Genomic DNA, 17,671 nt, shown 5'->3' with positions numbered 1-17,671 from the left:
TAAGCAAAAAAGCCGCTCGAGGGCAAAACTCTTAATCCACTAAGCGTCTCCTCATTGCTTTGCCACCCTATATAGTTTCTGCTTTTTGATTAAGTTTTTCGAACAGTGCCGATTTATTTTAAAGCCGGTGCCTAAATCACTTTCAGAAAACACACTATTCAGACCAATACCAACTGGTAACGTTATAGCGAAACGTATCTGCAAATTCAGAGTTTAAACTCTTCACCCAATGTTCAGAGCCCTCTGATGAGGGATCAAACAATACGCAGCGGTTATGCAGTGGTGCAATACTAATCGGTTTATTATTCTTACCTGTAAATATCAGCTCTCCACCGGCTTCTTTGTTCCAGTTTTTGTTTAAATACAATAACATACAGACTTCTCGTCCGGGGGAGTCATCGGCGTGTTCACAAACAAAGTCGGTGGGCCCTAGTCGGAAGTAGTTAGTATTAATTTCAGGCACGGCCACATTCAAATCGGTAAGTGGCACTTTAAAAATGCGTGATAATACGGCCATAAATTCGTTACCGCGTAAGTATGTTAGAAACTCTAAAGCTAAGTTTGATTCGAGATTATAGGCACTGGCGTTATTGGAGGTAACAGCATTACGTTGCCACACATCCCGTTGCACAAAGCGTTGTTCGGTGTTGGTTTTTTGCCATTGGTTGTCATCAACATACAAGGCGGAGTAGGTATGTTTTTGAGTTTGCCAAGCATGAGGTCGTTGCAAAACCTTGACTACGTTATCCAGTTTCGTTGGGTTGAATAGGCCATCAATCACAATATGGTTGGGGCAAGCGCGTTTTAATGATTTTCGATATGCGTTTATCGCGGAATCGGTTGTTTGTTCTTTATTCATCCACATTCAAACTACCCACTGGCACTTTTAGATAATCACTGAAAAATGGGATAATACAGGGTTGAGTATTAATTCCTATTCAATGCGGCTTAATTTTATGGGGACGTTTAGCGACAAGACTGTATTTGAGAGTGAACACCGATTGGTGAAAACTGTGATCATTTGGCGAAAAAGCCCAAGGTCGATTTGTCTTAGTAATTCTATCTAATTGATAATGTTGAGTTTTAATTCTGGAACAGTCTTTGCTATGTATGTTTATTCCAACTAGATTTTCACTAACGTTGGTATAAATGGAGTATTAAACATGTTTAGTTTTTTATGTGGTGTCATATTGTTTGTGGGTTGGATTATTCCCATTATCCTTATAGGTGTGTCTAATCGAACTAGCGGTGGTGAAAAGTTTGCTTGGATCCTAGCTGTCATTTTTGTGTCTTGGTTTGCATGGGTTTTTTACTTGCTATTAGCACCTCTGAAATCTCGCCGTTACAGTGCTTAGTGCCTATAAAAATCGGATGATCCAGTCACCCATTGTAATATTGTCAAATAGCTCTACTTATTTGAAGCAGACAAAATGGATGGCTGGTTAATTTTACTTAGCACAACTCTTATGGTGCGCAATACATCAATACCAAAGCAACGGGTAAAGCCAACTTTTTATACAAGTCTGTAGGTATCGCTCAGCAACATTGAGCTATATTTCGCGATTAAAACTTTGCGTACTAAAATTTCCCATGACATTATTGTTATATAGAACTTTCTGGTTGATAAAAATTTCAACTAAAATAATCAACGTATATTTGTTGTTCAAGTGAAGAACAAAAAATAACTCGCTGTTTTTCGTTTGGTTGTATATTTAAGCCAATATATTGTCGTCTCATGGCTGGAAATAGGAACTGCATTCATAATGTCGAAATTAACGTTGAATAAAGATCTCGCCATTTCAATCGCCACAAAATTACCGTTAGGCGTTATTTTAGTTGCCAAAGATGACGGAAAGATAGCCTATGCCAATCCTAAAGCTGAAGATATATTTGGCTACAATAACGAAGAATCGCTTGGTCATAATGTCGAAGACCTAATTCCAGAAAGATATCATAGGTCACATATGGTTTTGAGGGAGAACTATGCAGCTAACCCACAAAACATGGCAATGAATAGTGGACGAGTAGTGACCGGGCTAAAAAAAGGTGGGGGTGAATTCTCTCTTCAAATTGGCATCACGCCTCTTGATGATAAATACCTATTATTATCCTGTATCGAGTCGAGTAACGAAATAATCAAACCCTCAAGTTCAAATGATCCATTGACTGGTTTGCCTAATCGAAAAGTGTTTGATGAATATAGTGAAAAATTACACAAACTAGCGATCCGCAATAATAAAAGTATTTCAATTGCGTTTATTGATTTGGATAATTTTAAACCTATTAACGATCAATTTGGCCATCACATTGGAGATGTCGTTATTTGTGAAGTCGCTAGCCATCTAAGACATAATGTGAGAACTAGCGATATTATTGCTCGTGTTGGTGGGGATGAATTTATCATTTGTTTCTATGATATTGGCAACAGTGCTCATTTAAAAAGTTATTTAGACCGGTTGATCAGTCAGATTTCATCCATCACTAATGTTGAAGGAAATCCAATTGAGATTGGGGCGAGCATTGGCTCTGTCATTACTCACATGCCACAAAGTGTGAAGATGAGTGACATGGTTAGCCAGGCAGACAAATTAATGTATCAAGCGAAAAAAACCGGCAAGGGATTAACGGTGATTGGTCAAATGGAAGCTTCACATTTGATTGAAGATTAGAATATTTAACGCCATGTTTGATAGTTAATGGATTACCGCATAACGCCTAATATTGGCAGTTTTTTATGACATATCTAATTCAAGGTTTAAATTTTCACACAAGTAAAAATGGCATTTCCTGAGTTGTTGTCATATGAGATAAGCTTTTCATAGTCGTGCGTAAATACATGAACTTCAAAGTAAGGTTTTAATATTTCTATCAATTGAGCAAAACTGAATGCCACCATTGTATGTTCGTCATTCCATATTTGGGTTTCTTTATCTGCCGTTTTTTCAATACTGACTTTAAGAGACTGCTTATCGCCACTTCCAGAGTATTGCCAGCCAGAGCTAAAAGTAAATAAATCGTTTTCTTGTTTGGCGGTGTGTTTAACAATTAATTTGTTATCAATTTGATTTTTGTCGACCACGTTAAAACAAAAAACTCCGTTCGCTTTTAATGCTCTATGTACACTAGCGATGCAGTTTTTCAATTTTTCAATGTTTTCGTTGTAATGTATGGAATACAAGAAACAAGTGATTAAATCTACCGGCTCAATTAAGCTAAATTCACTCATGTTGGCCAAAGAAAAATGCGCTTCTGGGCAACGGGCTTTAGCTATGTCGAGCATGGGCTGATTGATATCAAGACCATTACTGTGAAAACCAAAATTTATAAAGTGCCGTATATGTGGACCGGTTCCACAGGCCACATCAAGATGTGTATTGCCCTTGTTACCAAAAATCTGATTAAGCCTTTGAATGTGCTGGCTTTGAGCGTGGTAATCTATATCGACACACATTAAGTCGTAATAGCCTGAAAGGTCTTTATATAGTGCGTTAGTCGACATTTTTGCTTAGTTATTTTAGCTGAAATATTTTGGGTGGCGCATAATAAACTAAGCGGTAAATGTAGCAATCAATTTCCTTTCTTAATGTCGTATTAGCAGAATATGTTCTTGACTGATGACTCTGTTGATCCCAGTATCATTTACACTCTATACCCATACCAGCTCAAAATGCGAATTTTGAGCTGGTATGGGTTTAGTATTAGGTTTACATCACTCAATAGGTATTTGATATGAAAATAGAAGTTAGTCTACTTGATGGACAAAAATTACAAGCCAATTTTGGCAAACATCAGGTCATAAGTGATCAAAGCGTATCGGTAGGAGGAGATGAATCCCACCCAGAGCCTTTTGATTATTTTTTGGCGAGTATGCCTTTATGTGCGGGTTTTTATATTCGAAAATTTTGTGAAGCAAGGGACATCAGTACACAAGGGATAAGTCTTACCCAAGAACATTCGACTATTGGCGAAGATAAATATCACAAACGTTTTTCCATTAAGGTGTCATTGCCTGAAGGTTTTCCTGAAAAATATAAAAAGGCATTACTTGCCGCAGCCAATACTTGTACGGTCAAAAAAGTGATTCAGGCGATGCCTGAATTTGATATTCAAATTGCTGAATAGAAGAAAATATTAAGATTATTGGCGGTATATGGCCGCCGAGTATTTGTATTGTTAAAAAGCTGTTCAGCGCACTCTTCTGAATACCTAGTTAAAGGTCATAGGTATAAGCCAGTAACGTTAACACTATGCTTGAGTAACAAATGGATATGGGTAAACCAAACTTTATAAAATGGATGAATTTATAGTTACTGGCGCTGAATACCAATAGGTTGGTTTGGTAGCCATAAGGAGAGATAAAACTGGCACTGGCAGCAAATGCTACGGCTAAAGCGAAAGGCATAATTGGCACGCCTAAGGTTTGAACAAGTCCATAAGCTAAGGGGAACATTAACGCGGCAGCGGCGTTATTAGTGACGAGTTCGGTAAGTAGTAAGGTTAATACGTACACCATAACTAGCGCCCATATGGGGCTTACACTGGCTGCCCACGGGCCAATCATTTGCATTATTTGGTCAATTACACCTGATTTTTCAAGAGCAGTGGCAAGGCTTAGGGCACCCACGATCACAACAATCAAATTAATTGGGATACTGCGCTTAATTTCGTTGTTCGACGTCACACCAGCTAAAACTAAGATGGCTATAAAAAACAGTAAACCTGTGGCTAAGTTCAAAACGGAGGTGGCTGCTAAGGCTACTGTGATTAAAAATCCGCCTAATGTAATCCAATCCTGTCGACCACTCAGCTTAGTTTCCATCTTCTTTTCAGACAAGATAAAAAAGTTTTTGGCGAGGTTATGTCTCTGCATAAAATCTGGGCCAGTGGCGAGTAACAAAAAGTCACCTGACTGAAGTTTAATTTCACCTAGTTTGCCAGATAACGATTCACCATCTCGCCTGATAGCCACTACAGCCGCGTCAAAAAGCGCTCTAAAGCCAAGGGCTTTGATCGTTTGCCCAATGATTTGTGCTCGATTGGAAATGATGACTTCGGTGAGGTTTTCGCGCAATAAGCCGTTTGACTCGGCGAAGAGTTTTAAACCTTTTATATGGTTTAAGTTGCCGACATGTTGAATGTTGCCAGAAAATATCAACTTGTCGCCTGTTTGAATAACCATTTCAGGGGTAACGGGTGTGATCAGTTTTCCGTCACGTGCTATCTCAATCAAAAATAATTCAGGCAAATTTCTTAAGTGGTTTTCTTCGACACTTTTGCCAATTAATTCACAGTCTGGTTCCACATCAGCTTCGATAAAATAGCTTTTATACTCTGTGTTTTTATTGGCGATTTCTGGCAATAATGGGGTCATTATAAACATTAGTAAGCCACAACTCAAACCAGCGACTAAACCATACAGAGTAAAGTCCCAAAAATTGAAACCAGCATGACCATGTTCAATTAAGAAACTATCAACAATTAGGTTAGTTGAGGTGCCTATTAAGGTAACGGTACCGCCTAGAATAGCTGAATAAGACAGGGGGATTAGCAACCTAGATGCATGATGGTATTGGTTTTGTTTTACTGGGCCAATCAAACTTGCCACTATGGCGGTATTATTCAAAAGTGCGGAAGAGAAGAAGGTTAAACCAAATAACCGCCAATAACTGGTGTTAAAACTAGTCGTAACTAATGTTCTACCTAAACGTTTGATTAGTGAGGTTTTATCAACAGCTGAACTGACTAACAGAAGTAAAACTAAGGTGATTAAACCCTGATTAGTGAAGTTATTAATCACATCACCAATCACTAGTTGTTGGCTAGCTATCAAGGCTAAAAGTGCGCTTGAAAAGATCAAAGACGGGCGCTTGTTAGTGGTAACAAGCGCCAATATAGTACCTGCAAAAATGGCTAATACCAGATACTGATTAATGTCCATATTGTCTTATTCTTTTTCTTATTTAGTTTAACTAAAAATTACAGTTTACTAATGTCAGTCGCATTCCAATGAGGGAAATGTTTTCTGACCAAGTCATTAAATTCTAATTCAAATTCAGAAAACTGACCTGCACTAGTATCTTCTGCTACGTCGATGATCATGCCAGCGCCAACTGTGCCATTGGTTACCCTATCAATGATGATAAAAGCACCTGTAGAGCGGTTTTTCTTGTACGGGTCACATGCAACAGGTTGGGTTAGTTTGATTTTGCCTACGGCAATTTCATTCAACGCCAGACGCACAGTATTTTTGTGCTCCATAGAGTTAACGTCAATTTGATATTCAACATCTGTGACGCTACCCGGTACAAATTTAGTAGCAAACTTAAAACCGTATTGCTTATTAGGCATCATAGGTTCTTCATCCATCCAAACTAAATTCGTTCTATAAGTGTTGCTATGTAGAGGTAAATTGTCGCTTTTGACTATCATGTCACCACGAGAAATATCTATTTCATCTTCTAACGTGATAGTGGTAGTAAGAGGTGCAAAGGCTACCTCTTGCTCACCTTCAAAATTAACCAAGGCTTTCACTTTAGACTGCTTGCCTGAGGGTAGGGCAGTAATGCTATCACCGGGTTTAATCTGGCCAGATACTACCGTACCTGCAAAACCACGGAAGTTCAGATTGGGTCGAGTCACATATTGCACAGGAAAACGGAAATCGTCTGCGTTGATGTCGTCATTAATTTCAACGTTTTCTAGCATAGTCATCAAGGTTTCACCCTTGTACCAAGGCGTGTTGTCACTAACGTTCACAACATTATCGCCATCTAAAGCTGACAACGGGATAAACTGGATATCTGGAATTTCTAATTGTTTAGAGAACTCAAGATAGTCTGCTTTGATTTCTTCGTAGACTGTTTCGCTGTAGTCTTTTAAGTCCATTTTGTTGACGGCCACAATAACGTGTTTGATGCCTAACAAAGACACTAAAAACGAATGACGACGGGTTTGCGTTTTAACCCCAGCGCGCGCATCAATCAGGATGATGGCTACATCACAATTAGATGCACCTGTTACCATATTGCGGGTGTACTGCTCGTGTCCAGGTGTATCAGCAATGATAAATTTACGTTTATCAGTAGAGTAGTAGCGGTATGCCACATCAATGGTAATGCCTTGCTCACGTTCAGACTGTAAACCATCCACTAATAAAGCCAAATCTACTTTGTCGCCAGTGGTACCAACTTTTTTACTGTCTTTGGTGATAGCGGCAAGTTGGTCTTCAAAAATCATTTTTGAGTCGTGTAACAAACGACCAATTAATGTACTTTTACCGTCATCAACACTGCCACAGGTTAAAAAACGTAACATATCTTTCTTTTCATGTTGATCTAGATAGCCCAAAATATCAGACTGTAATAATGTATTTTCGCCATTCATAATTAGCAACTCACCAAAAAATAAGGATTTAAAACGGATTCTTTTTGATTGTATCTAAGGGGCTGGGCATCAGCTTTTAACGGTTCAGACGCACTTTCGATTATCGTCACTTTGCCGCCAGCCGCTTCTACCACAGCTTGCGCAGCGCCGGTGTCCCACTCAGATGTGGGGCCCAAACGCGGATAAAGATGCGCGGCACCTTCAGCCACTAGGCATAACTTAAGTGAGCTGCCCATGGCCACCAACTCAGTTTCGCCTTCTAGAGAGTCAAGCAAAGCTTGTATCTCAGGGCTTTGATGTGAACGACTACCGACTATTTTCCAGGTTTCGCCTTTGGTCCAAGCTTTGGGAGAGATAGCTGCTTTTACACCAGCTGTTATCTTAAACGCACCTTCACCGAGCACACCTACATAGGTTTGTTCTAAAACGGGTGCATACACCACACCAAAAACCGGCACGCCATCTTTGATTAAGGCGATATTTACCGTGAACTCACCATTTTTCTTAATGAATTCTTTGGTGCCATCAAGTGGGTCTACTAACCAATAGGTGTCCCAACTGTTGCGTTCTTGCCATGAAATATCTGCGGATTCTTCAGATAAAACAGGTAATTCAGATACTTTACTTAAGCCTTCAACAATACAGTTGTGGGCGGCTAAATCAGCTTCAGTTAGTGGACTTTCATCTGACTTTTCGTAGATAGCAAAATCTTTCTGGTAGATATCCATGATTTTGTCGCCTGCTAGGTGACTGATATCAACAATACTTTGAATTAGTTCTGGGTTTAACATTAAGCCACAATTCCTTTTTGCTTTAATATGTCAAAAAGTTGCTCTGCAGATTGTTCAGCCGTTTGCTCAGTATAAGTTAAGGTGATTTCTGCATTTTCTGGCGCTTCATAAGGCGAGTCGATACCGGTAAAGTCTTTAATATCGCCTTGTCTGGCTTTTTGATACAGGCCTTTAGGATCACGTTTTTCACATTCTTCTATTGGAGTATCAACAAAAATTTCGACAAATTCGCCATCCGCTAATAAATGACGGCAAAAATCTCTTTCACTTTTAAACGGTGAAATAAAGGCCGTTAACACTATGGTGCCTGCGTCGACAAAAAGTTTAGACACTTCACCAATACGTCTGATGTTTTCAACTCGGTCTTTATCGCTGAAGGTTAAGTCACCACACAAACCGTGACGTACGTTATCACCGTCAAGCAAATAGGTGTGTTTGCCATGTTCAGCTAATTTTTTTTCTAACAAATTAGCAATGGTGGATTTCCCTGAACCGCTAAGGCCTGTGAGCCATAATACGCAAGGTTTCTGTTTTTTTGCTTCTGCTCTGCGCGCTTTATCTACATCGTGTTGATGCCATATAATATTATTCGCCATTAGAAATATCCTTCCATTTTTTTCTTCTCCATTGAACCTGAAGAGTCATGATCAATCACGCGACCTTGGCGCTCAGACGTTTTGGTTAATAACATCTCTTGGATCACTTCTGGCAAGGTAGCTGCTGTAGATTCTACTGCGCCGGTTAGTGGATAACAGCCTAAGGTTCTAAAACGTACAGAACGCATTTCAGGTGTTTCGCCTTCTTCCAAGGGCATACGATCATCATCAACCATAAAGTACACACCGTCGCGTTTAACAACAGGGCGAGGTTTGGCTAAATACAATGAAGGAATTTCGATGCCTTCCATGTAGATATATTGCCAGATGTCTAGTTCAGTCCAGTTCGACATAGGGAATACACGAATGCTTTCGCCTTTGTTTATTTGAGCGTTGTATACGTTCCATAATTCTGGACGTTGATTTTTAGGATCCCATCTGTGATTTTCATCACGGAAAGAATACACACGCTCTTTAGCTCGAGATTTTTCTTCGTCGCGCCTAGCTCCACCAAAAGCCGCATCAAATTTATAATGATCAAGTGCCTGTTTTAAGCCTTGTGTTTTCATGATGTCTGTATGTTTAGAACTACCATGACTGAATGGACCGACATTCATTTTTAAACCTTCAGGGTTAATATGTACTAGTAGGTTCAGGTCATGTTTCTTGGCCATCTCATCACGAAACGAAATCATTTCATGGAATTTCCAAGTGGTGTCTACATGTAATAACGGAAAAGGAATTTTTCCTGGACCAAAGGCTTTACGTGCTAAATGTAATAATACTGATGAATCCTTACCCACAGAATATAACATTACTGGATTGTCGAATTCAGCTGCCACTTCGCGAAAAATATGAATACTTTCAGCTTCAAGTTGCTTTAAATGGGATACGGTCGGGATCGAATTAGACATGGCTTTCTCACGCAAATTAGTTGTTTATATTAAAAAATTCTATGTTTAGAACAATAACAAAAATCGAGTTTAAGTTGTATTCTTATTTGTGCTATTACAGTCCCAAATGACCTGAAAAAGTAGGTAATACCAATTCGGTTAAAAAGTGACCATTCAGCGAGGTTTAAACAAGCTTGTTTAAACCTCGTCATTCGAAAAAGCTACAGCCGATTTTGTACTGCGCTTTCGCTACTTGAAAGGGGATTGCCGTTCAAGTAGCGACGTCTTGGCTAAAATCGACTTATATTTTCTCAGAGACCACATTCTTATGTGGAATATTCTAACCCACTAATCAAGTTGGTTAAGGGTGGTTTGTACTTCGTCGAACGTATCAGCTACCAGTTGGTCATCTTGTTTTCCTAACAAGCTGACAACAAAAATGGTCAAGCTAGAGACTATAAAGCCCGGCACAATTTCATAAATCCAATTACTTAATACTTGGCCATTTATAGTGATAGGTACATAAATCCAAATTAATACAGTAGTAGCCCCAGACAACATACCTAATATCGCCGCTAATTTGGTCATTCTTTTCCAGACTAGGCTAATCAGTACCAAAGGACCAAAAGCGGCACCAAATCCTGCCCAAGCATTACTGACTAAGTCGAGAATAGTGCTGTTGCGGTCGTAGGCCAGATAAATGGCAACTAAGGCCACCAACGCAACAGATATTCTGCCTGCAGTAACTAATTCTTTTTGGCTGGCATCTTTACGTAAGAAAGCTTGATAAAAATCACCGGTTAACGAGCTTGAGGTGACTAATAATTGTGATGAAATAGTACTCATGATTGCCGCTAAAATAGCCCCTAATAAAAAGCCACTAATTAATGGATGAAAAAGTATTTGTGACAGGTAAATAAAGATGGTTTCTGGATCTTGCATATCACCTTGAGTTTTTGTCACATAGGCAAGGCCCAGTATTCCGGTGGCAAGGGCGCCTGTAATAGTAATTAACATCCAACTAATGCCTATTCTGCGCGCCGTTTTTATATCATGTACCGAACGGATTGCCATAAAACGCACAATAATGTGGGGTTGACCAAAATAACCTAATCCCCAGGACAGTAGCGATATGATGCCTATGGCCGTCATCGCTTGCCCGTTGGAAGCGTTTATAAATAGGTCTAAAAAGTCCGCATCATAAGTCGCCAATTGTGTTGCCGCGCCGCTAAATCCTTCGAGGTCAAACAACACGACTATAGGCACCAGTATTAAAGAGACAAGCATGATACAGCCTTGTACAAAGTCGGTAATACTGACCGCCATAAAGCCGCCTAATAGGGTATAGGCCACAACCACACCTGCAGTAACATATAAGCCCATTTCGTAACTTAAACCAAATGAGGACTCAAATAATTTTCCTCCGGCAACTACGCCTGAAGAGGTATACAAAGTGAAAAATATGACAATAACTATAGAAGAGATAAGCCTTAAGCTATGGCTTGTGTCATTAAACCGGTTGGCAAAATAATCAGGAATAGTCAGCGCGTTTTTTGCCAGTTCGGTATAAATCCGCAGACGAGGGGCCACCCACAAATAATTAAGATAAGCACCAATGGCTAAACCTACTGCAATCCAAGCACTAGAAAGCCCAGATACATACATTGCACCCGGTAAGCCCATTAACATCCATCCACTCATGTCCGATGCGCCAGCTGAAAGAGCGGTTACTTTAGGACTTAAGCTTCTGCCACCCAACATATAACCTTCAACGTCAGTACTGGATTGTTTAAAAGAATATAAGCCAATGCCAAGCATCACTAAAAAGTACAGGCCGAGGGAGATAAAAGTAAAGGGATCCATTAAAGTTACCTTAGAAGTAAGTGACGAAAAGATATGAAGTTTTTAGCTGTTGACGTATGCTAACAACAGAACGAACAATTCGCTAGTCACATGCCAATATGTATACAAAAACCTTTGAACAATTAACTAAAAATGAGCTTTACTCTTTGGCGAAATTACGCCAACAGGTATTTATTATTGAACAAAATAGTATTTATTCTGACCTCGATGATTATGACCAATCGGCCATGCATTATTTGGATTTTGGTCAACAAGACAACTTAATTGTCTACGCTCGATATAGAAAAATATTGCAGTTAGATGAAGTGAAAATTGAGCGAGTGGTGTTGGCTGCGCAGGCTAGGGGGCTCGGCTTGGGTAAGTCTTTGATGGTCACTATGCTAAAGGATATTCAAAGTGAATATCCTTTAGCAAAAATTACCTTGTCTTCACAGATTGATGCCAGTGAGTTTTATCAGCGGTTGGGGTTTGTTGAGGTTGGTGAGGTGTATGATGATGGGGGGATTATGCATATTGGGATGGTTTATATGCCCTAGCGGGCGCTTGCATCAATGCGCTGTCCGATAACTACTCCTGCGTTATTTTACCTTCCGACATCCATGTCGGTCGCATGCGGTTTTTCGATTGGCATCTCGCGCAAGCAGTTAAAGCATGCGCTGTCGCTTACCGCCATCCATGGCTTTTTTCAAACAGCATCTTTGCTGAACGACTTACTTTTCGCCTACAGCTGCAAAAAGTAAGCAAAAAAAGCCGCTCGAGGGCAAAACTCTTCATCCACTAAACTACTCATTTTTGCAGGTCGTAATGATTCGTTCCAGACGAGGCATTACTCAATTGCCTGTCCTTGGCGATTGCCCTACAAAAATGAGTAGTTTAGCGGCGAGCTTTGAGTCGAGGGTAATCAAAAGCATCGGCTTCGCCGATAACTGTCTTAGTCTATTAGAGTTTATTTCTACGTGAGTCTTAATAAGTTCTCACAACAAAACTGTGTTTTTACACAGTTCAGGTAAGACTTCCGGATAACAGCAAGATCTAGGAAAAGTTCCGTGTTTCCCCAGTTGTAAAATTGGGAGTCGGTAATAAAGTTAACCTGTACAAAGGGTTAGTGGCTGTGATAGAAATGAGTCATGTAGAAAGCCGGAAAAGTTCCGTGTTTAAACACGGAACTTTTCCGGCTATTAATATTGTTATGAGTCAACAGGAGTGAACTGCTTTCTTTGAAATAATCGTAGATGCAATCATGGCTATAATTATGATTGTCGTTGAATTAGTGTCAGCACTTCTGGCACCAGCTGCGGAAGTGGTAGCTCCTCTATTTATATTATTTACTGAGGTGGTATTTTGGGTCATCTTACTTTTGTTCGAGCTGATAGTTGCATTGTATCGTTGGCGTAAACCTAAAGTACCAAGTAAGCCAGTATTCAAAAATGTACGAAGCAAATTAGGGTCGTTTTCAGCCAGTTGGCGGAACAAACGCGAGAGCAAAAAATCGTGCAAGAAAAACTCATAACAAAGCTATCAAAAATCGTTCCGGCCAAAAATACGGCCTCCACTGGACGCGCTAACGCGCGCCTTTTATAGCGGCGTTATACGTTCAATGGGAATCATGGATGTACGGTAACCCGATAACATTTTTATGCTTAGGCTTAAGTGCCTTATCGTGCTTAAGTCTTTTGCTTTGGCCAGTAGCGCTGTATATGTCAGTATTTCTGTTCGACGCACCTGGCTCAATGGCAAAAATAATTAATTGGGTTGTACTGATTCTGCTACTTAGCTATCCAGCTCCCGTTGTGTATGGAACTCTTAAGGCGGCTAATGCACATAAAGAAACAAAAACTTTGGAATCGTTAGTTTGTCCTTTCATTGCATATAGTAATTTTGCAGTTCTTTATTCTTTGATGGCTTTAAAATTGTGGTAAAAACGTATAACAAAAACATCATGGTGGGAATTTTACTCGCTGGTAAAGCGCTCCTAAAATCCCCATATGTTAAGCGTTAGGTGTATTCACTCATGAACATGAAGAAGTCATTGAAGATTATAGGAGTAATCCTTGGAACATTAGCCTTACTCCTTGTTTTAAGTTTTTCTGCGTTCTACTATTGGTTCACAATTGGAGCTATTGATTTTGAGCCTCAAAAATTTGATTCCACTATCTGGAAAAACACTGAACCTACTATGAGCTGGGAATCAGTTCGCTTAAAAATGGTAGATGATTTAATTGAAAATGAGATCATTAATGGGATGAATAAATCTTCTGTTATAGCCTTGCTCGGAGAGCCTGATGATACGCCATATTTTCAGAGTTATGATATGGTTTATTATTTAGGTCGTGAGCGCCAAGCAATAGCCATAGATTCCGAGTGGTTAGTGTTTAAAATTGTAGGCAACAAGGTAGATTCATACGCATTGGTTAGAGATTAGTCACTTAACAAACGGTTCAAGCCGACCTACACTGCGTTGCTCGTTTTGCGTTTAATCGCTACGCTAACGCAAAACAATCAACTCCGTTCCGGCGGCTTAACCGGGCGTTATGTGTTTCATAATCTTTTGCATATAAACTTTTATAGTAATTTACTCAGAGTAAAAAAATAGAGTATGGAGATTTAGAATGTTTGGTCAGATATTTATTTTTATCATTGGGATTTTTGGTTTAATCGTAGGGATTCAGACAGGTGATTATTTTTGGGCCTTTTGTGGTTTAGTCACCTCAATCTCTGGTATTCACCTTATTTACAAGTTAAAAACAGGTAAAAACATTTGGGATAAATCCAACACATAACAAATTTATTAAACTTCGTTTCGGCCAAAAAACGGCCTTCACTGGACGCGCAAAAAACGCGCGCCATTTATAAAAAGCGTTAGGGCTTCTTTGACAATCCCACCTCTCGTACATACAATGTACATATGATTAAATTCGAATGGAATGCGGCTAAAGCTGCAGCAAACATTAAAAAACACGGAGTTTCTTTTGAGGAAGCTAAATCTGTATTTTTTGATGAATTTGCGCTTCAGTTCTTTGATCAAGATAACTCCAAAACTGAAGACCGCTTTTTGATGCTTGGAATGAGCAATCAAACCAACTTGTTGCTCGTTTGTCACTGTGAGCGTGATGATGGAAACACAATTAGAGTTATTTCCGCTAGAAAAGCGACAAAAAATGAAAGTAAAAATTATCTGCGAGGGCATTAATTATGAAAGATGAATATGATTTATCAGCAATGAAATCGCGTAAAAACCCTTACGCAAGTAAATTAAAAAAATCTGTGACTATGCGTCTTGGAGAAGATGTTATTTCTTACTTCAAAAGTATGGCTGAAGAGTCTGGTGTTCCTTATCAAAGCCTCATAAATTTATATTTACGTGACTGTGTTGCAACACATAAAAAAATCGATATCAACTGGCATGCGTAATCGCAGCCCTAACAAACAAAGCCATCGGACGCGCAAAATGCGCGCGCCGCTGCTTTGAAGCGTTAGCCCTTTTAAGGAAGATTAATGAAGTCCCCTAAAACATTATCGAAAATTTTAGCTTTTTTTACGGTCTGCCTTTTATTGTCAAAACCTGAATTGATCGCTCTAGGATTGTTTATTGATGCGATAGGATTAGAAATGTTTGTAATGCTTCTTCAGGCACAAGTCATCGCAATTGGGAGCTACTACTTTCATGTATGGCTTAAACCAGTATTCAAACCTTTTTATAGATTTTTAGATAAACATGATCCTTATTTTTTCGTCCCAACTAAAGCAGCAGTAAAAGAATGTCCGGCATTGTTGTGTCATGCAATGCCTTTCTTAGTTGTCTTAATTGTTGGCATGTCTGTAGCCAAATATCCAGTAGACTTAACATAAGGGCTAACAAGTTTATTAAATATCGTTACGGCCAAAAAACGGCCTTCACTGGACGCGCAAAAAACGCGCGCCATTTATAAAAAGCGTTAGGTATCACGGTAAGCTCTGAGTATGATTGAAACTTTAAAAATAAAATTACTAGATGGCATGCATGCTCACAATGAATGGGAATGTGCATTGGAAATTCCTATTGATCACAGCTTGGATGAATTACATCAGGCAATCTTAAGTGCGATAGGCTTTGACAATGACCACATGTATGAATTTTGTATTGCTAACTCTTACTATTCAAGAAGTTCGGAACGCATATCATGCGATGACGACAAAGTAACTCAAGAAACAGTTGATACAATATTCTTAAAAGCAAAAGGCAAAAAACTCTTTTATATGTTTGATTACGGCGATAGCTGGTTGTTTCAAATAAGCAAAAGCCGGAAAAAACGTTTTAGTGAAAAGCCTGACACTTTTTACCCTAGAGTAGCGCTTGAAAGTGGTATTAAACCAGAGCAATATCCTGATTGGGATGAGTAGTGTTACCTAACAAACCGTTTAACGAAAACGCCAGCAAACAACGCTGGCACGGACTCGCAAACTACGCTCGCCCGTTAACGGGGCGTTATGTTTACAAGGATGTGTATGCACAAGTATAGAGATCTGCTTTTAATTGAGTTACCGTTTTACGCAGTATTGGTCTTTCTGACGACCAAATTCATTACAACCCTTTACATATTAATTCACAACACAATGGAGTCAGAACAATGGTCATACTCTCTAATTTTTAGAAATCAAAATATTGTTAAAAATTTCGAAAACATTCTCTCACCTATTATTCTTTCGCCATTGTTTGAAACATTGTTTTTTTGTGTATTACTGTATCGCCTTTGTAAAAAAATAAAAATAACGAACGTTTACTTTATTTTTGTTAGTGGTGCAGTATTAGGTGCTTATCATTTACTAAAAGATTCTAGTGGGTGGTACACATTTTCATATACATTTGTTGCAGGACTTGTTTTCGCTTACTGTTACAATAAACAAAATAATAAACACGGCGAAAATAAAGCGTATATATTCACATCTTTTGTTCATGCTTTAGGTAATGGTTTAAATATATATATATAAACTGGCGTAAATGTAAACATAACAAGAACTTAAAGTCGGACGCAAAACAGTTTGCTGCGTTTCGTACCTCAACATTTTAGCAAACTATTTTGCGCCGCTTAACTTGGCGTTAGGTTTACAGGAATATCTGGAAGCATCAGTATGAAATCGAAAAATAAAAAAATACTTATCAGCCTTTTGGTTGTATTAGTATTCATCATTACAGGTGCCATTTTTTGGAAAATAGCTAAAGATGAAATTTTCTATCTTTGCGGTAATTTCTCTGTTGGTGTAAAGAAATCAAGTGTAATTAGGCAATTAGAAACAGCAAACCTGTCTAGCTATAAAAATACTATCAATGAAAACGGGGCAATTATTGCGTTTAGTAGCAAGCTCAATTTTGTCACTAATCAATGTGTTATCGAGTTAGATAAAAGTGAAAAAGTTGTACTAGCGGTTTATAAGTAAACCTAACAAGTGACTATGGTGTCAAACCTTAATATTAATTCATTTTAGGATCCCAATAGACACCATCTCTCACCATCGAATTAAGTGTGATAACTAGCTTCCTAATACAGGCAATTATTGCGACTTTCTTTGGTTTTCCTGCTGTAATTAATCGTTGATATATGGCTTTAAATATTGGATTACATTGAATGGCTGACATCATAGCCATATACATCGCAGTTCTTATTTGTGACCGTCCACCACGTATCATTCGCTTACCTTTATACGAGCCACTTTCACGATTAAAAGGGGCGACACCGACCAACGAAGATGCCTCTTTGTTGTTGATATAGCCAAGCTCTGGAATTTCACTTATCAGATTAAACGCAACAACTTTTCCGACACCAGGAACGCTTTGAATAATGTCATTCTTGATTTTATATTCGTCACAACTTTCGATGAGTTTGTGTAGTTTGTTATCAATTTTCTCTAACTGATTTTTCAGTGCGGTAAGCATCGGTTTAATGGATGAGGTAATTTCTTTTGGCATTATTTGCAGACGGTTTTTTTCCATCGTTTGCATGTTTATACCACCCGTCACGTATACTATATTACAAGGGTCGCTACACAAAGCCTTGAGTGCACACAATACATTTTGTGCTGGGGCACATGTTTCTGGAACAGGGGAATAATCATGCGATAAAACGCCATTAAAACTAAATATAAACAATCGTTTAGTAGAATGTTTATA

21 protein-coding genes are annotated in these 17,671 nt (G+C 38.9%); 12 read left to right on the top strand and 9 right to left on the bottom strand.

Annotated features, from left to right (window positions below; translation table 11 throughout):
- Positions 1-154 precede the first annotated feature (154 nt).
- Entirely contained in the window at positions 155-865 is a 711-nt protein-coding gene (locus QZ488_RS04765) for a 2OG-Fe(II) oxygenase (protein ID WP_293746660.1), read from the bottom strand.
- A gap of 298 nt (positions 866-1,163) precedes the next feature.
- On the opposite strand from QZ488_RS04765, the gene QZ488_RS04760 reads away from it, so the two are divergent.
- Both QZ488_RS04760 and QZ488_RS04755 read left to right on the top strand, forming a co-directional pair.
- Complete coding sequence (locus QZ488_RS04760) at positions 1,164-1,355, top strand: hypothetical protein (RefSeq protein WP_293746659.1); 192 nt, start codon at positions 1,164-1,166, stop codon at positions 1,353-1,355.
- A 408-nt stretch (positions 1,356-1,763) separates the two neighbouring features.
- Complete coding sequence (locus tag QZ488_RS04755; protein WP_293746658.1) at positions 1,764-2,669, top strand: GGDEF domain-containing protein; 906 nt, start codon at positions 1,764-1,766, stop codon at positions 2,667-2,669.
- 86 nt (positions 2,670-2,755) lie between these two features.
- On the opposite strand, the gene QZ488_RS04750 is transcribed toward QZ488_RS04755, so the two are convergent.
- On the bottom strand, positions 2,756-3,499 hold the full coding sequence (locus QZ488_RS04750; protein ID WP_293746657.1) for a class I SAM-dependent methyltransferase: 744 nt from the start codon (positions 3,497-3,499) through the stop codon (positions 2,756-2,758).
- A gap of 230 nt (positions 3,500-3,729) precedes the next feature.
- Here QZ488_RS04750 and QZ488_RS04745 point away from each other — a divergent pair, with 230 nt between their 5' ends.
- On the top strand, positions 3,730-4,122 hold the full coding sequence (locus QZ488_RS04745; RefSeq protein WP_293746656.1) for an OsmC family protein: 393 nt from the start codon (positions 3,730-3,732) through the stop codon (positions 4,120-4,122).
- Positions 4,123-4,210: 88 nt separating this feature from the next.
- On the opposite strand, the gene QZ488_RS04740 is transcribed toward QZ488_RS04745, so the two are convergent.
- The 6 genes from QZ488_RS04740 to putP form a co-directional block, all read right to left on the bottom strand.
- A complete protein-coding gene (locus tag QZ488_RS04740) occupies positions 4,211-5,938 on the bottom strand; it encodes an SLC13 family permease (RefSeq protein ID WP_293746655.1) in 1,728 nt (575 codons plus the stop codon).
- Between the two features lie 38 nt (positions 5,939-5,976).
- The gene (gene cysN, locus QZ488_RS04735) at positions 5,977-7,383 is read right to left on the bottom strand and encodes a sulfate adenylyltransferase subunit CysN (RefSeq protein ID WP_293746654.1); all 1,407 of its coding nucleotides are present in this window, start codon (positions 7,381-7,383) and stop codon (positions 5,977-5,979) included.
- 2 nt (positions 7,384-7,385) lie between these two features.
- Positions 7,386-8,174, bottom strand: a complete 789-nt coding sequence (gene cysQ / locus QZ488_RS04730) for a 3'(2'),5'-bisphosphate nucleotidase CysQ (protein ID WP_293746653.1) — start codon at positions 8,172-8,174, stop codon at positions 7,386-7,388.
- A complete protein-coding gene (gene cysC, locus QZ488_RS04725; protein WP_293746652.1) occupies positions 8,174-8,770 on the bottom strand; it encodes an adenylyl-sulfate kinase in 597 nt (198 codons plus the stop codon). The genes cysQ and cysC overlap by 1 nt, the downstream gene beginning before the upstream one ends.
- Positions 8,770-9,684: a sulfate adenylyltransferase subunit CysD gene (cysD, locus tag QZ488_RS04720; protein ID WP_293746651.1), complete on the bottom strand. Its 915-nt coding sequence runs from the start codon at positions 9,682-9,684 to the stop codon at positions 8,770-8,772. The genes cysC and cysD overlap by 1 nt, the downstream gene beginning before the upstream one ends.
- Before the next feature lie 327 nt (positions 9,685-10,011).
- Positions 10,012-11,526 carry a sodium/proline symporter PutP gene (gene putP, locus QZ488_RS04715; protein ID WP_293746650.1) on the bottom strand — a complete coding sequence of 505 codons (1,515 nt, stop codon included), beginning with the start codon at positions 11,524-11,526 and terminating at the stop codon, positions 10,012-10,014.
- Positions 11,527-11,624: 98 nt separating this feature from the next.
- On the opposite strand from putP, the gene QZ488_RS04710 reads away from it, so the two are divergent.
- The 9 genes from QZ488_RS04710 to QZ488_RS04675 all read left to right on the top strand — a co-directional run bounded on the left by QZ488_RS04710 (position 11,625) and on the right by QZ488_RS04675 (position 16,941).
- Positions 11,625-12,062 carry a GNAT family N-acetyltransferase gene (locus QZ488_RS04710; RefSeq protein WP_293746649.1) on the top strand — a complete coding sequence of 146 codons (438 nt, stop codon included), beginning with the start codon at positions 11,625-11,627 and terminating at the stop codon, positions 12,060-12,062.
- A gap of 1,481 nt (positions 12,063-13,543) precedes the next feature.
- Positions 13,544-13,948: a hypothetical protein gene (locus tag QZ488_RS04705; protein WP_293746648.1), complete on the top strand. Its 405-nt coding sequence runs from the start codon at positions 13,544-13,546 to the stop codon at positions 13,946-13,948.
- Between the two features lie 187 nt (positions 13,949-14,135).
- Positions 14,136-14,306: a hypothetical protein gene (locus QZ488_RS04700; RefSeq protein ID WP_293746647.1), complete on the top strand. Its 171-nt coding sequence runs from the start codon at positions 14,136-14,138 to the stop codon at positions 14,304-14,306.
- Between the two features lie 125 nt (positions 14,307-14,431).
- Complete coding sequence (locus tag QZ488_RS04695) at positions 14,432-14,716, top strand: BrnT family toxin (RefSeq protein WP_293746646.1); 285 nt, start codon at positions 14,432-14,434, stop codon at positions 14,714-14,716.
- 2 nt (positions 14,717-14,718) lie between these two features.
- Positions 14,719-14,937 carry a BrnA antitoxin family protein gene (locus QZ488_RS04690; protein WP_033078690.1) on the top strand — a complete coding sequence of 73 codons (219 nt, stop codon included), beginning with the start codon at positions 14,719-14,721 and terminating at the stop codon, positions 14,935-14,937.
- Positions 14,938-15,021: 84 nt separating this feature from the next.
- Positions 15,022-15,375, top strand: a complete 354-nt coding sequence (locus QZ488_RS04685) for a hypothetical protein (protein WP_293746645.1) — start codon at positions 15,022-15,024, stop codon at positions 15,373-15,375.
- A gap of 111 nt (positions 15,376-15,486) precedes the next feature.
- The gene (locus tag QZ488_RS04680) at positions 15,487-15,906 is read left to right on the top strand and encodes a hypothetical protein (protein ID WP_293746644.1); all 420 of its coding nucleotides are present in this window, start codon (positions 15,487-15,489) and stop codon (positions 15,904-15,906) included.
- Between the two features lie 87 nt (positions 15,907-15,993).
- Entirely contained in the window at positions 15,994-16,494 is a 501-nt protein-coding gene (locus QZ488_RS21480; RefSeq protein WP_366508983.1) for a CPBP family intramembrane glutamic endopeptidase, read from the top strand.
- Between the two features lie 141 nt (positions 16,495-16,635).
- Positions 16,636-16,941 carry a hypothetical protein gene (locus tag QZ488_RS04675; RefSeq protein WP_293746643.1) on the top strand — a complete coding sequence of 102 codons (306 nt, stop codon included), beginning with the start codon at positions 16,636-16,638 and terminating at the stop codon, positions 16,939-16,941.
- A 34-nt stretch (positions 16,942-16,975) separates the two neighbouring features.
- Here QZ488_RS04675 and QZ488_RS04670 read toward each other — a convergent pair.
- A partial coding sequence (locus QZ488_RS04670) for a transposase (protein WP_293746642.1) occupies positions 16,976-17,671 on the bottom strand: 696 nt, incomplete at its 5' end.

The sequence above is a fragment of the uncultured Paraglaciecola sp. genome, assembly GCF_913020055.1.
In the GTDB taxonomy this organism is placed as follows: domain Bacteria; phylum Pseudomonadota; class Gammaproteobacteria; order Enterobacterales; family Alteromonadaceae; genus Paraglaciecola.
The sequence above is the reverse complement of the archived record's forward strand: the minus strand, read 5'-3'. Positions and strand labels throughout refer to the sequence as shown.